Origin of the sequence: Bacillus sp. TH25 (assembly GCF_016650935.1) — a bacterium.
In the GTDB taxonomy this organism is placed as follows: Bacteria; Bacillota; Bacilli; order Bacillales; family Bacillaceae_G; genus Bacillus_A; species Bacillus_A mycoides.
In genome coordinates, this window is record NZ_JAEKEU010000037.1 from 160002 (window position 1) to 175107 (window position 15106).

The window sequence follows — 15106 nt, forward strand, 5'->3', positions numbered from 1 at the left end:
GAATTTGGAGGTGGGAGTTTTACTGCCCGGCGAATAGCGGGATAAACTGAAAACTTGTGTTTTCGCATTTCCTTTGGTATATATGAATATTGTTCATAAAAAGGTCGGAAAGGAAGACATCAAGTTGAAGACAGAGAAATTTTTTACCCATCCGATTGGCGTGTTTATTGCTGCAATAGTAGCAACATTTTTATGGGGAAGCGCATTTCCCTTTATTAAATTAAGCTATGCTGAACTTGGAATTCAGCCACAAGAAGTCGGGGAACAAATATTATTTGCTGGCTATCGCTTTTTCTTATCTGGTGTAATGCTCTTATTATTTTTTAAAGCGTTAGGAAAAGATATGAAGTTCAAAAAAGGAACAGGAAAGCAGTTAGTTCAAATTGGCTTGTTTCAAACTTTTCTTCAATATATATGTTTTTATATTGGAATGAGTTACAGCTCAGGAATTGAAGGAGCGATTATTTCAGGAACATCATCATTCTTTCAAATTTTACTCGCACACTTTTTATATAAAGATGATGCTCTAAATAGGCGAAAAGTAATTGGAGTAGCTATCGGTTTTTGCGGTGTGATTTTAGTGAATGTACCGAGTGATGGAAGTTTATCATTTCATTTTGGAATAGGTAGCTTATTACTTCTTGGGGCAGCAATGATGTATTCGTATGGAAATATACTAGCAAAAGAAGGTAGTAAAACATTAGATATTGGGTATATGACAGCATATCAGATGATTTTCGGATCAATTGGATTGCTATGTATAGGTGCATTTCAAGTTGGAATGATGCCATTCACATTTAATCTACATGCAATACTTATGCTCATATATTTATCGTTCTTATCAGCAGCGGGATTCTGTATATGGAATACAATTATGAAGTATAACAAAGTAGGGAAAGTCTCGATGTATATGTTCTTTATACCAGTGTTTGGTGTGCTACTATCAAGTCTAATTTTAGGGGAAGCAATCCATTCCTTTGTACTATTTGGTTTAGCATGTGTCGCAGCGGGAATTATTGTAGTAAATCGTAAACCGGTTAAAAAGAAAGTTGAGCAAGAAAAACAAGTAGCATAGAGAACAGAAAAACGATTAAAATGGAAGAACAGTATTGTTCTTCTTTTTTTACATAGAAAAAGGAGAACGTGATATATGTAACGAAAAAAAGATAGAATAAAGCATTTATTGAGGAGAACATATTATGAATGTACTTTACATTGTGTTAGTCGGGCAAATTATTCTTTTTTTAATGGGAGCAATTTATGCAATAGGACAGACGAAGAGAACGAGAAATAATATGCCGTTACCTTTAGCCGTTCGTCTTATTCTTAGTTTTTCTTTAACAGGAAGTGCAATTTGGATATGGTTACAAGATCCATCGGCTGAGTACAGTACGTGGGTTGCACTCGGTATGACTTTATCAACTGTAGGGGATTTATTTATGGCAGGATTAATTCCAATTGGTCATCGATTAATTGGAGGAATGGTTACTTTCGCTCTTGCACATTGTTTCTATGTGAAAGCATTTTTACAAACAGGTATTTCATGGAATGGTTTTTGGATCGGTTTACTCGTATACGGACTCTTTCTAATTATAGGGTGGTTTTTCTTTATTCGAAATGAAAAACAAGACAAACTTTTTACAATAGGCGCTCTAATTTACGGTTTGTGGGTTGGAGGAATGGCATGTTTTGCATTCGCCTTATATTACGAGAATATAGGAATATGGTGGATACCAGCACTTGGTGGTTTACTGTTTGTGATTTCTGATTTTATTATCGGCGTGACAGATATCGGAGGGCGCAAACTGAAGTATGAACCGCTTTGGATTTGGTTTACATATGTCGCAGCGCAGATGTGTATTGTATATGTAGGATTATAAAAAGATACTCTCAAAAATAGTTGATAAACTATTTTGAGAGTATCTTTTTTATTGCTATGCTATTATATTTGTTTGTTTAATTTGTGCAGTATTTTATACTTTCTAAGTATGGATTTCATAAGGGGAATCCTGCTTGACAGATGGGAAATATAGTATATAAAAATAATAAATTTATAGAGATTATTATTTTTATATTTGTAATATTCTAATGTTATAATTCAGAATTTTGTGGAAATTAACTAGTCGGAGTACTTATAATAAAAATAAAAAGATGATGAGATGGTGGAATGATGCAAAAGAAAAAACGTTTGCGTGAATTCTTTGAAATAATTGCAATTGCATGTTTATTGGTGTTTTTGGCGAAAATCTTTTTGTTTTTTCCTACGACTGTAAAAGGAGCGTCGATGAGGCCGACGTTACAAGATGGAGATAAAGTAATTATTAATAAACTTGCAAAGAGATTTGAAAGTTATGAGAGAGAGGATATTATTGTCGTGAAGACAGATAATTTCTACGTGAAGAGAGTTATTGGATTACCAGGAGATGTAATTGAGATGAAGAATGATCAATTATATGTTAATCATCAAGTGAAAAATGAAGAGTATTTAAAGAATAATAAAAAACAGGCAGAAAAATTACTTATCAATTTAACTGAAGATTTTGGACCGATTACAATTCCTAAAAATAAAATTTTTGTGATGGGAGATAATCGTTTAGTTAGTAGGGATAGTAGGAACGGCTTAGGGCTCATTGATAGAACAGAAGTATTAGGAAAGTTCATGGCGATATATTATCCATTTGAACATGTGAAAATTGTAGATTAAAAATAAGAAAAACCAAGCGAATTAGTTGCTTGGTTTTTCTTATTTAAACAGTTGGTGTTTTATTTATTGTTTCTTGTGAAGCAATATGTTCATTATTTTGGTCGATATTTAACATGAATTTTCGTTGTAACAATTGCAATTTAAAGAGTGTTAAAGGATCATGATAAGTTTCTGGGTTCGTTCTTAGCTTTGTTAATGTTTGCTCATCTTCTTGTATTTCAAGTTGGGCCGCTTCTACGGTTTGTTTCAATATGCTAAGAGGGTCTTTAAAGAACATCATGATATCCCGCTCTAGCGCACCTTCAAATACTTCAAATTGAAGGAAGAATTGTTTTGAAATCATCTGAGCAACTTCTGTATAATCTTCTGTTTCAATATATTGTTTATATTTATTTGATAGCATAGATTGATTTTTTTGCATATTACCGAATAATTTCCCTGCACTCTTTAAGAAAAATTGTGTCGGTGTAAAGCGTAATAAAATATTGATGTTAGCTACTGTAATTCTATTCGTCATTCTTGCAACATCTCTATCCCAGTCATCTAGTAATTTGAAATCACAAGGAAGTTTAATACGCTCTTCCTCATAGAGCTTATTAAAGGTATCGCTCATTTCATCTAAATAAGCCTGAGCTTGAATGAATTCATTATGAGCAGTTTCAATCCATTCTTGAATAGACCCAGTAAATTTAGGAAGAAGCACTTGCTGTACATGTTTTTGAATTCTTTCATTCATTGCTACATTTAGTTCTTCATGGACCAGTTTGAAATCACTATCTTCTTGAACGAGGTCAGAGCAACTCTGCAACAATTCAGGAATTTGAGAATGTATATCCTGCGTAATCTCTTCTTTCGTTAAGAGATAAGATTCTGTAATAGAACGAATTTTATCTTTTTGAATGGCAGTAAGATTATTAATAAAACCATCAAGTTTTACTAAAATATGTTTATTCCAGCGAACGGATTTCACTAACGTATTTTCTAATTCCACACGTTCATTTACAAGGTATGCAATTGTTTTTTGGATAAACCATAATAATTTTTCAATGCGTTCTTTTTCCACGTTACGCTGAGTAAGGTTAGAAAGAATAGAGTCTGTTACATTACCTAGCTGTTCACTACTCTCTTGTGAAGGAGAGTAAGGGAAAAAGTGTGCTTCTGGGAAATGTACGAGTATTTTCTTTTTAATGCTGTTCGTGATATTTTCACTAGTATTCGTATCAATTGTTTGTAAGACGAATTTAATTTGTAAATTTGGTACTTGCTCACGAATATATAATAATGTATCGAGCTCTTCATCATGTAATGGTGAAGCTGAATTTAGTACATAAATGAGACTATCTGCTGCCTGTAAGTATTCAAAGTGAGAGCTGTTTTTGTCAAGTTGTCCATGCACAGTAGGTGTGACAAGGAATGAAAACTTATTTTTTCGTAAAAATCTACTTGGTAATTTAACTTCAATACATTTTCTTTCTAGTTTTGACTGAGAAGGTACCGCTAGTATGTTATGAAGTTCGTCAAAGTTTGGTATATTTCGTATATCTAGTTCTGTAAGCTCAGTTATTTCAGTTTGACTATCATCTTTAAATGTAATTGAAGTTGTTATAGCCTCATTTAATATATTTTCTCCTAGTATAGAGTTAATAAAGGCTGATTTATCATAATCGCTAGCTCCTGCTACTAGAAGTTGTGTAACAGTTAAATCGTATAACTCACGAACAAGTAGTGTGAATTGATGACCTAAATCTACATCATTCTTCTCAGCCCATACAGCAATCGTTTCAAATAATGCTGATACGTCTGCCATATCAACATTTGCATGAGCTGATGCATTTGAAAGTAAGGCAAATGCGCTTTTTACGAGTAATGATTCTAGAGTTGTCGGTGAAACTTCATTCCATGCTAATACTGCTGCGGAGACAAGTAAAGAATCTTCCGCTTTCGTTAAACTAAACCAATTTGTTAATAAATCTGGTACAAGTCCTTGTAATTCGTGCATGAAATGTTGTCCAGTAATCAATTCGAAGTACGTCTCTTGATAGCGAGTAGAAATTTCATTCCAATCATCATTAGCATCTACTTCGATATGTAAGAATAGGTGATTTATTGTTTGAATCCAAGGTAGATGGAATGATTCATTTTCATAGCTGTTCCAAAGTGAAATAACAAGTCCTTTAAATTGCACTTGATCAATTGTGTATAAGGCTTTTAAAGATTCATAGAAATACTCAGGTTTAATTTTTTTAGTAAAGCCTCTGTTCACATAATTGATTAAAGTATCGAACCAGTGTAATGATTTTGTTCGAATTCCTTCTTGAACAGCGAGTTCAATAGCATTATTCCAATCTTCTTGTTTTTCATAGAACGATCGAGCGATTGCAGTAATATTTGGATAGTCTGGTTGAAATGCAACAGCCTCGCTAATCGTCTTAAATGCTAGTCCTAAACGATTTTGCTCTATATAAAGGGAAAGAAGTTGTAGGGAAACTTCCATTGTAAGAGTTGTATCTTCTGTTTGGATAGATGTATAAATTTCTTCTGCTTTTGGCAAGAAATCTAATTCGAAATAAGCATCTGCAATATTCTTCATAGCCCAGAGAGCAAGTTCATTATTTACTTTCTCCCATTTGAATATAGCGGCTTCAAAGTCGTTAGTTTGAAAATAAACTTCACCTTGTGCAAAGCGAATATTAGATATATTGGAGAATTCATTTTTTGATTCATTTATATATGATTCACCGAGTACTTCCGCTACCGGAATGGAAGAGTCTTCTGTTAAAAATGTTTTATAGTAAATCTTTTGGATAAATTGTTTTTCAATGGTCATGTTCGTTCCCCCTGTATAATTTAGAAAAATGATGTTGTATGTAAAAGGGTGCATGTTACTCTAATAGGTAGAAGTTGCATTATATAGACCAAACTATGTTTTTGCTAGATATATCATTTTTCTTGAGAGTTAAACCGTTGCAAAAATTAACTTTCCTTTATTGTAACAAAAAAATAAGCCTATGAATTTTTATTTTTTATCTCGCTATTTATAGGCAGTAAGACTCCTACTCCGAAATTTAGTGAATGCAAGGAAGTTAAGTGGCAGCCCTGCTGCCTGTAAAATCCCGATTGGTTCAGGCTAATAATCAGTGAGGATGGATAAAAAAAACAACTGATTAAATCTCTGTTTAAGGAATGGAATAGAAGTAGAGTTCATTATAAAAACAATGTATAGTGAATATGTATACCATGTTTGTCTTAAAGATAGAATGGGCACAATATGGAATAACGATCGTGCATAGGATGTGTCTTCCGAATGGAACAACATATTGGCGAGTTAATCGCACATTATGGTTATTTTGGAATTATTATAGCTTTAGCTGGCGGGATTGTTGGATTACCTATACCGGATGAGTTTTTGTTGACTTTTATTGGCTATAACATTTCAAAAGGAGTTATGTCCGGAACAGCTGCTTTTTTAAGTGGAATGGCAGGTGCAATGCTTGGCATTACATTAAGTTACATATTAGGTTTAAAACTTGGGCTCCCTGTTTTAAAAAAATATGGTCCGAAAGTTAGAATTAAGGAACATCATATTGAAAAAACACATATTTTATTTGAAAAATACGGTCCATTTCTTTTAATGATTGGTTACTTTATACCGGGAGTACGTCATTTAACAGCATATTTTGCGGGAGTTTCAAATTTAACATTTTGGCGTTTTTGCTTGTACGCTTACGGTGGTGCGCTCATTTGGATAAGTGTTTTTATCGGACTTGGCTGGAAGTTAGGAGAGAAGTGGCGATTTGTTGAGTATAGTTTACATCATTATGGAATATGGATTTTAATCATTTCAGCAGTTGTTACATGCATTGTATGGTTTTACATAAAGAAAAAGAAAAACCGCTAATAGCGGTTTTTTTAGCTGAAAGCAATAAATAGTACACCAGCTGTAATAAAGACTACACCAATACCGGTCATAAAGTTTAACTTTTCACCTAATATAATCATCGCGAGAATAATGGAAAATACTACACTTAATTTATCGATAGGTGCTACTTGTGAAACTTTTCCTGTTTTTAACGCAAGAAAATAAAATAGCCATGACGAAGCACCAGCGATTCCACTTAATGTGATAAATAGCAGTGCTTTTTTATTTAGGAGGACATCGCCGATATTTTGAAATTTACCTTGTATAATAATAACTCCTACCATAAATAATGCCATAATAATAGAGCGAACCGTTGTTGCGACGTTGGCATCGATTCCATCTAAGCCAATCTTTCCGAAAATAGATACGAGGGCAGCAGCAATTGCTGATAATAGTGCGAATAATAGCCATGAACTCATAGTGAAACTCCTCCAATCTTACATTATTATACATGAAAATCATTCTCATGTATAAAAAACGAAATAAACCCCCGCCCTATATATTTAATAAGGTGGGGGTTTATTATACTACTCTGCTATTTCTTCATATAAAAAGTACGTTACATTATAAATATGCTCTACTTCATCATCAGTCATAAATAATAATTCGTCACGTTCAATCCCTTTTTTCTTTTCAATAAACTCAATCATGTTTTTTCGTTCTTCTCTTTTCATCAATTTTAATTTCTCCCCTCGATCTGTTTTAATACAGTTTATTTAAGTTACTGCTATTATATAACAGAATCTTTAGAAAGTTCCATCTATTTTATTGTTTTTTTCAGAAGAACTTTTCGACAAAACAAGCCCACCTAAGGGGGCTTGTTTTTATTTTATAGTCGTAAAAACTCGGGCTCGGTCGTACCAGCACCATCGATGTAATAAATTGTATCGGGATTGATTTTTATTAGTACGTAATTAGGGTCTTCCGCACCGAGTAACCAGCGTTTTAAGCTATTAGTCCAAAATTTGTTTTTTAATGTTTGATCTTCTTCGATGGAAGCTATACCTTCAACTTCAATGTAATCCTCATCTAATTTCTTTCCTTCACGTCCAAGTAGTACATGTACATTGGAATTTTTTTCAATATCTGTTATCTTTTTTGAATTTCGATCTGTTGCAACATATAGTACAAAATCTTCGTGGAAAAACATCATAAAGGCGCTATGTGGCTTATCGTTACGTACAGTAGATAATACACCAGTGCGTTGACCTTGAATAATAGTTGCGATTTTTTCTTTTAAGTGCATATTTTTAGCCTCTTTTCATAATTCATAATTTTTTCTGTCTGAACAAGATAATTTAAATATCTTTCATACTGTTTTCTTCAATCCGATTTTTTAAACGTAATTGTGATGAAATCGGACAAGTTAGGAGATGAATAATAATAATATCGAGGAGAAATACATACGATGGAAGGATGAAAAGCATGTTTAATAAAATATTTCTCATAGTAGCGCTTATAGGTGTACCACTTTCTGTAATCGGAAAAACACTTCATTGGCCACAAACTATTATGTTTGCTGTATACTGCATTACTATTATTGCATTAGCTGGTTTTATGGGGAGGGCGACAGAAAGTTTAGCAATTGTTTCTGGGCCTCGGATAGGTGGTTTATTAAATGCAACTTTCGGTAATGCCGTGGAACTTATCATTTCAATTTTTGCACTCCAGGCAGGATTAACAGAAGTTGTTTTAGCTTCCTTAACTGGTTCTGTACTTGGAAACTTATTACTGGTAGGAGGGTTATCCTTCTTTATAGGTGGCCTTAAGTATAAAAGACAAAGTTTCAATGTTTATGATGCAAGACATAATTCAGCTTTATTAATATTTGCTGTTGTCGTAGCCTTTGTTATTCCAGAGATTTTTTCAATGAAGATGGATGCTGGAAAGACGTATCAATTAAGTATCGGTGTTTCTATTATCATGATCATTATGTATCTTGCTGCATTGCTATTTAAGTTAGTTACGCACCGTGGTGTATATCAACATAAAAGTGATGAAGTAGCGCATGAGGAAGAGCCAGAGTGGTCCAAAGGTAAAGCGCTACTCATTTTAGCGATAGCAACACTTGCAGTTGCTTATGTGTCAGAGGCACTCGTACATACTTTTGAAACGGTCGCAAAGTCGTTTGGCTGGTCAGAGTTATTTATAGGGGTTATTATCGTTGCAATTGTTGGGAATGCAGCAGAACATGCATCTGCGATTATTATGGCATATAAAAATAAAGTAAATATCGCAGTAGAAATTGCAGTAGGTTCTACATTACAAATCGCCATGTTTGTTGCTCCTGTGTTAGTACTTCTTTCGATGCTTTTTGCACAAAAGATGCCTCTAGTATTTACAATACCAGAACTTGTTTCTATGATTACAGCTGTTTTCTTAACTATCGCCATTTCAAATGATGGGGATACAAACTGGTTTGAAGGAGGCACTTTATTAGCTGCGTATGTCATTATGGGAATTGGTTTTTATTTATTATGAAAAATAGGGATAACAATGCTTCAGAGGGAAAACACTAAATACAGTAATTTATATACCTTTACATAGGAAGGAGCCAGACAGGTGAAACGAGTGTACAGCATATGTCTTTCAACCATGGTCTCGTTTATTTTATTATTTCCTAACAGTAGTTTTGCAAAGACAACGGTAGAAGTAAAAATGCCTTCATCTGTTTTAAATATTTCAAAGGATAATACATTTCCAAATGACGCACAAGATTTACCGCGTTTACAGCCAAGTAAGTTTGCTCAAGAACTATTGAAAACAGCAAATATCAAAATTGAAAATCCTGATTTAATTCGAATGTTTAATGAAACAACAATTTCGAATGCACCGCTTGCGGTAGGGTACCGGGCGAAAATTTATTTAGGTCAATGGGCATTAAATTATGAGTCAATAGATACATCGATTAATTGGGAATATAAGCAAGTGAATCGAAATATATATGATAATCGCGGAGGAGATCGCTTATACCCACTTCGCTATAAGCAAGAAACCCAAAAGACAATCGAAGGTGATTTAACAGCAGATATGAAAGATGCTGCAGATGTGAAAAAAATGATGCTTCTAAAAGCGCTTGAAAAAGTACAATTGCCACTTTCATTTAAAACAACTATTGGTTATGGTACTGGACATGAGCGTGTTTATAATATTAGTCCAAGTCAACTTGGATATTTATATGCGTATACACCAGCAGTAAATGAAAAAGGAAAAGTAACATTTGGAGAAGTCTACCTTGTGTTAAAAGGGAATCAAAAAAGGCTTGTCGTGAAAAATATTACATCTCAAGGAATCGGAGCCGCTATTCCAATTCATGATCATTTATTTTTCAAATTTGTTTCTTCATCGCATGCACAATGAAATAAAAAACGTCAGCTTATAAGCTGACGTTTTTTATTTATAACATAATGTTTGATGTTTTTGATAAGAAATCTTCTTTTGGATAGTAGCTATTTTTTACAAGAACATTCGGTCCAAGGCATTTCACGGCAGGACAATGGCAACTTAATGATTTTGCTGTTTTTGAGTCACACCATTTGTCGTAAGCTTCTTGTAGTGTATTTGTTTGTACATTACCTAGAAGCGGGACATCACCGAAGTCGGTCACGATAATATTTCCATCGAAAATATTTACGTTCAAACGAGAACGACCATCTGGATCATTGCGGACAGTTACATTTTTACTTTCATGTAATTTCTTTAGTGTAGCTAAATCGTGTTCATTATCACTACATGCATAGAAAGGTAATGTTCCGAATAACATCCACACATTTTCATCACGGATCTCTAATAAATGTTCAACTGCATTTCGAATTTCTTCCTTTGTTAAAATTTCAAGTGTGCTAGCGAAGTCACTCGGATACATCGGGTGCACTTCATGACGTTTACAGCCCATTTCTTCAACGATTTGACGGTGAATATGTTCAATATGTGGTAGAGTTCGTTTGTTTAACATAGTTTCGGCTGATACGAGTACACCTGCCTCTGATAGAGCTTTACTATTTGTAATCATTCTTTCAAATAATTTAGCGCGCTGTTCATAAGTAGGCTTACGCTCCATCATTGCAAATCCGCCTTCAACGAAGTCATCGATTGTTCCCCAGTTATGTGAAATGTGCAACACATCTAAGTAGGGAATAATTTGTTCGTAACGTGCTAAATCTATAGTTAAGTTTGAGTTGATTTGAGTGCGAACGCCTCGTTCATGGGCGTATTTTAAGAGTGGTGTTACATAGTTGTCGACGGATTTTTTTGAAAGCATAGGTTCTCCGCCTGTAATACTTAAAGAACGTAAATGAGGAATCTCATCTAATCGTTTTAATAAAAGCTCCATCGGAAGCGGATTTGGATCTTTCGGCTGTAATGTGTAACCAACAGCGCAATGCTCGCAACGCATATTGCATAACGTCGTCGTTGTAAACTCAACGTTTGTTAATAGTAGTTTGCCGTACTCTTCAAGGTCCATATACGCTTCCCATGGATCGTAAGAAGGAGTAATCGGCTTCATTATTTGTGATATCGTCATATGAAATACTCCTTTGACTATTGAAATAACAATTTGTCCATTCTCTATAATAGAAGAATATGTGCTTTTTATAAAGTGAAACTTTTTTGTGAAAAAAGAGAGAGGGCTTACATTATAATGAATTACGGTTACAAAATTGATGAAATTACATGCCCATAGCAATCATTTTTGCGGTATAATAAAAGCAACTCGAATTAAAAGGAGAGTGCCTTCATGGGAAAAGCAATTCAAGGTAAAGATTCACAACTAGTATATTTGAAAGAACGTTTAAATATGTTCATTGAAGTAATTGATACGATTGAACCAGAAGAGGTAGAATTAGAAGATGTAGATCGTCTTCTTGCAATGTTAGATGAATTAGAACTGAAATGTGAGCAATTTAAAAAAGACGAATAATATATTGAAAAGGCTGCCACTACAAAATTGGCAGCCTTTTTCTGTACGGATAATAGAAGGAATATAGAAAAAAAGGTATAATCAAGTTGTGAAAAATTTCATTTAACCTTTAATGGCGTGAAATAAATAAACAGCTGAAGAGTATAACAATGGAATTTTCATTTCATAACGTTTTGGTAGCGTTCACAATTGAGGGGGAAGTAACAATGGAAAAGCTTCAAGAAAGCATGTATCAACTAATTGTTGAAACGTCAACGAACTTACCGAAAGATGTTCGTCGCGCAATTCAACAAGCGAAAGAACGAGAAAATGCAGGAACTCGTTCGGCGATGGCACTTGGCACAATTACGAATAATATTAAAATGGCAGATGATAATATCTCGCCAATTTGCCAAGATACAGGGATGCCAACGTTTAAAATTTATACACCAGTTGGTGTGAATCAATTAAAACTGAAGGAAGCTATCTATAGTGCGCTTGAGCGGGCGACAAAAGATGGTAAACTTCGTCCAAACTCTGTTGATTCTCTTTTTGGAGACAATAGCGGAAACAATTTAGGACCAGGTACACCTGTTATTAAGTTTGAACAATGGGAAAAAGATTACATTGATGCACGTTTAATTTTAAAGGGCGGCGGTTGTGAGAATAAAAATATTCAATATAGCCTGCCTTGTGAAATAGAAGGACTTGGACGAGCTGGGCGTGATTTAGAAGGAATTCGTAAATGCCTTCTTCATGCAGTATATCAAGCGCAAGGTCAAGGGTGTAGCGCAGGAGTAATCGGCGTCGGTATCGGGGGAGACCGCACATCAGGTTACGAATTAGCAAAAAATCAATTATTCCGTACATTAGATGATGTAAATCCAGTTCCAGAATTACACAAGCTTGAAGAGTATGTATTAGAGAATGCGAATAAGCTTGGCATTGGTACGATGGGATTTGGGGGAGAAACAACTTTATTAGGTTGCAAAATTGGAGTATATAATCGTTTGCCAGCGAGCTTCTACGTATCTGTTGCGTATAATTGTTGGGCATATCGTCGTCTTGGCGTAACAATTCATCCTGAAACAGGTGAAATTATGGATTGGTTATACCAAGAAGGTGAAGATACACTTCAACAAGACGCTGCGCAAGAACAAACAGAGCAGCGTGAAATCGTATTACAAGCTCCAATTACAGAAGAGCAAATTCGTGAACTTCGTGTTGGTGATGTTGTTACAATTAACGGCATGATGTATACAGGACGTGATGCGATTCATAAACATTTAATGGATAACGATTGTCCAGTAGATTTAAAGGGACAAATTATTTATCATTGTGGTCCAGTTGTAGTGAAAGATGAAAATGATAATTGGCAAATTAAAGCGGCAGGTCCAACGACAAGTATTCGTGAAGAGCCATATCAAGGCGATATTATGAAAAAGTTCGGTATTCGTGCTGTAATTGGTAAAGGTGGTATGGGTGCTAAAACATTAGCTGCTTTAGAAGAACACGGTGGTGTGTACTTAAATGCAATTGGTGGTGCAGCACAATATTATGCTGAATGTATTAAAGAAGTGAAAGATGTTGATTTCTTACAATTCGGTATCCCAGAGGCAATGTGGCATTTACGTATCAATGGTTTTAAAGCCGTTGTAACGATGGATTCTCATGGTAAAAGTCTACATGCTGATGTTGATAAAACATCACTTGAAAAATTGGCGAGCTTTAAAGAACCTGTATTTAAGTAAAGAGAAATGCATCTCGAATTATTCGAGGTGCATTTTTTGGTATATATAGAAAAACATGTTCAGCATGAAAGAAAGCAGGGAAACAGAAACTACAGGTACGATTATATATGGAAAGGAGACTATTTATGAAATATAAATGGTTATATATAGGTCTCATTTTTTCAATTATGATGGCACTTGTTCCAGTTTCAACATTTGCTTATACGAATACACCACATAACTGGGGAATCCCACGTCCTAAAAATGAAACGGTGCCAGATGCAGGGAAACTATATACAGAATTACTACAAAAAAATGGTGGGTTTTATTTAGGAGATACGAAGAAAAAAGATATTTATTTAACATTTGATAATGGATACGAAAATGGATATACAGGAAAGATTTTAGATGTATTAAAGGAGAAAAAAGTACCAGCAACTTTCTTTGTGACGGGACATTATATAAAAACACAAAAAGATTTATTATTAAGAATGAAAAATGAAGGACATATTATTGGTAATCATTCTTGGAGTCATCCAGATTTTACAACAGTAAATGATGCAAAACTTCGTGAAGAATTAACGAGCGTAACGGAAGAGATTAAAAAAGTAACAGGGCAAAAAGAAGTGAAATATGTACGCCCTCCGCGAGGTGTATTTAGCGAAAGAACGTTAGCTCTTACGAAAGAAATGGGATATTATAACGTGTTTTGGTCGCTTGCATTTCTTGATTGGAAAGTAGATCAGCAAAGAGGATGGCAATACGCTCATAATAATGTAATGACTATGATTCATCCAGGATCTGTTTTGTTACTTCATGCAATATCAAAAGATAATGCAGAAGCACTTGCGAAAATCATTGATGATTTGCGCGAGAAAGGGTATCATTTTAAAAGCCTAGATGATTTAGTAAAAAGCAATCAACCGTAAGCATGTATGCTTGCGGTTTTCTCATGCTATAATGATGTGTAAAAAGGATGGGGAAACGTATGTGGAGCGAACATGTTACGTTAGAATATCCGTACCATTTTGAGGAAGTACTAAAGCGTTTATCTTTCGACCCGTTAAACGTCATTCAATTAGACGAGAAAGTAATTTATGTCCCGCTTTTTATAGACGAAGAACAGATTGTTGTTCGTTTGCAAGGGATTGGTACTGTTCAAAATCCACAGTTTTGGATCTCTAGTCAGGCAGGAGATCAAGAGAAAGTAATGAAACGAATGAGGTCCATTTTTCACTGGAATGAACCGTTTCAAAATATACAAAATCATTTTTTAAACACATCATTACGTCCACTATTTGAAACATATGCTTATACTCCAATTATTTTAGAATTCGATTATTTCGCTTGTCTTCTTCGCTGTATTATTCATCAACAAATAAATTTGAAATTTGCTACTGTGCTAACAGATCAATTTGTAAAGCGATATGGGACAGAGAAGAACGGCGTTTTCTTTTTCCCAACACCAGAAAGAGTAGCGAACATTTCAATAGAAGAATTGAGAGAGCAGAAGTTTAGTCAGCGAAAAGCCGAATATATAGTAGGATTAGCAAAACATATTGTAGGCGGTAAATTAGATTTAGCAAGGATAGAAAACGAAACAGAAGAAGAAGTATCGGCACAATTGTTACCAATAAGGGGTATTGGGGCATGGACAGTGCAAAACTTTTTAATGTTTGGGCTTGGTCGGAAAAATATGTTTCCAAAAGCAGACATTGGAATTCAGCGCGCAGTGCAAGGTGTATTTCAATTAGATTATAAGCCTGATGATGCATTTTTAGAAAAAGTGAAACAAGAGTGTGAACCATATTGCAGTTATGCAGCGTTATATTTATGGAAAAGTATAGAGTAGA

Annotated in this window: 15 protein-coding genes; 10 read left to right on the forward strand and 5 right to left on the reverse strand. The window is 34.5% G+C overall.

Translation table 11 applies throughout. The features are described 5' to 3' along the window. Positions 1-124: 124 nt before the first annotated feature. The 3 genes from JFT89_RS19785 to lepB all read left to right on the forward strand — a co-directional run bounded on the left by JFT89_RS19785 (position 125) and on the right by lepB (position 2704). Complete coding sequence (locus JFT89_RS19785) at positions 125-1075, forward strand: DMT family transporter (protein WP_002139517.1); 951 nt, start codon at positions 125-127, stop codon at positions 1073-1075. Between the two features lie 124 nt (positions 1076-1199). Then, positions 1200-1880, forward strand: a complete 681-nt coding sequence (locus tag JFT89_RS19790) for a lysoplasmalogenase (RefSeq protein WP_002063659.1) — start codon at positions 1200-1202, stop codon at positions 1878-1880. Between the two features lie 287 nt (positions 1881-2167). Next, the gene (lepB, locus tag JFT89_RS19795) at positions 2168-2704 is read left to right on the forward strand and encodes a signal peptidase I (RefSeq protein ID WP_002010249.1); all 537 of its coding nucleotides are present in this window, start codon (positions 2168-2170) and stop codon (positions 2702-2704) included. A 43-nt stretch (positions 2705-2747) separates the two neighbouring features. Here lepB and JFT89_RS19800 read toward each other — a convergent pair whose 3' ends face one another. Next, positions 2748-5531 carry a tetratricopeptide repeat protein gene (locus JFT89_RS19800; protein WP_016097023.1) on the reverse strand — a complete coding sequence of 928 codons (2784 nt, stop codon included), beginning with the start codon at positions 5529-5531 and terminating at the stop codon, positions 2748-2750. A 477-nt stretch (positions 5532-6008) separates the two neighbouring features. Between JFT89_RS19800 and JFT89_RS19805 the strand changes: the two genes are divergently transcribed. Then, on the forward strand, positions 6009-6602 hold the full coding sequence (locus JFT89_RS19805) for a DedA family protein (protein ID WP_002010251.1): 594 nt from the start codon (positions 6009-6011) through the stop codon (positions 6600-6602). Between the two features lie 11 nt (positions 6603-6613). On the opposite strand, the gene JFT89_RS19810 is transcribed toward JFT89_RS19805, so the two are convergent. The 3 genes from JFT89_RS19810 to JFT89_RS19820 all read right to left on the reverse strand — a co-directional run bounded on the left by JFT89_RS19810 (position 6614) and on the right by JFT89_RS19820 (position 7869). After that, positions 6614-7042 carry an EamA family transporter gene (locus JFT89_RS19810; protein ID WP_002029573.1) on the reverse strand — a complete coding sequence of 143 codons (429 nt, stop codon included), beginning with the start codon at positions 7040-7042 and terminating at the stop codon, positions 6614-6616. A gap of 108 nt (positions 7043-7150) precedes the next feature. Beyond that, positions 7151-7297 (reverse strand): BH0509 family protein, encoded by a 147-nt coding sequence (locus JFT89_RS19815; protein ID WP_000817786.1) that lies wholly within the window; start codon positions 7295-7297, stop codon positions 7151-7153. A 155-nt stretch (positions 7298-7452) separates the two neighbouring features. After that, on the reverse strand, positions 7453-7869 hold the full coding sequence (locus JFT89_RS19820) for a pyridoxamine 5'-phosphate oxidase family protein (RefSeq protein WP_002010256.1): 417 nt from the start codon (positions 7867-7869) through the stop codon (positions 7453-7455). Positions 7870-8048: 179 nt separating this feature from the next. Between JFT89_RS19820 and cax the strand changes: the two genes are divergently transcribed. Both cax and JFT89_RS19830 read left to right on the forward strand, forming a co-directional pair. Then, entirely contained in the window at positions 8049-9104 is a 1056-nt protein-coding gene (gene cax / locus JFT89_RS19825; RefSeq protein ID WP_002125016.1) for a calcium/proton exchanger, read from the forward strand. Positions 9105-9185: 81 nt separating this feature from the next. Then, positions 9186-9983 (forward strand): YfkD famly protein, encoded by a 798-nt coding sequence (locus JFT89_RS19830; protein ID WP_002169227.1) that lies wholly within the window; start codon positions 9186-9188, stop codon positions 9981-9983. Positions 9984-10020: 37 nt separating this feature from the next. On the opposite strand, the gene yfkAB is transcribed toward JFT89_RS19830, so the two are convergent. Further along, a complete protein-coding gene (gene yfkAB, locus JFT89_RS19835; protein WP_002125019.1) occupies positions 10021-11148 on the reverse strand; it encodes a radical SAM/CxCxxxxC motif protein YfkAB in 1128 nt (375 codons plus the stop codon). Positions 11149-11361: 213 nt separating this feature from the next. On the opposite strand from yfkAB, the gene JFT89_RS19840 reads away from it, so the two are divergent. The 4 genes from JFT89_RS19840 to JFT89_RS19855 all read left to right on the forward strand — a co-directional run bounded on the left by JFT89_RS19840 (position 11362) and on the right by JFT89_RS19855 (position 15105). Beyond that, the gene (locus JFT89_RS19840) at positions 11362-11544 is read left to right on the forward strand and encodes an SE1561 family protein (RefSeq protein ID WP_002010264.1); all 183 of its coding nucleotides are present in this window, start codon (positions 11362-11364) and stop codon (positions 11542-11544) included. Positions 11545-11750: 206 nt separating this feature from the next. Then, positions 11751-13274: a class I fumarate hydratase gene (gene fumA, locus JFT89_RS19845; RefSeq protein ID WP_087944471.1), complete on the forward strand. Its 1524-nt coding sequence runs from the start codon at positions 11751-11753 to the stop codon at positions 13272-13274. A 125-nt stretch (positions 13275-13399) separates the two neighbouring features. Beyond that, a complete protein-coding gene (pdaA, locus tag JFT89_RS19850; RefSeq protein ID WP_016093405.1) occupies positions 13400-14182 on the forward strand; it encodes a delta-lactam-biosynthetic de-N-acetylase in 783 nt (260 codons plus the stop codon). Between the two features lie 59 nt (positions 14183-14241). Next, positions 14242-15105, forward strand: coding sequence for a DNA-3-methyladenine glycosylase family protein (locus tag JFT89_RS19855; protein WP_033706364.1), 864 nt, complete (start codon positions 14242-14244; stop codon positions 15103-15105). Position 15106: the final 1 nt, after the last annotated feature.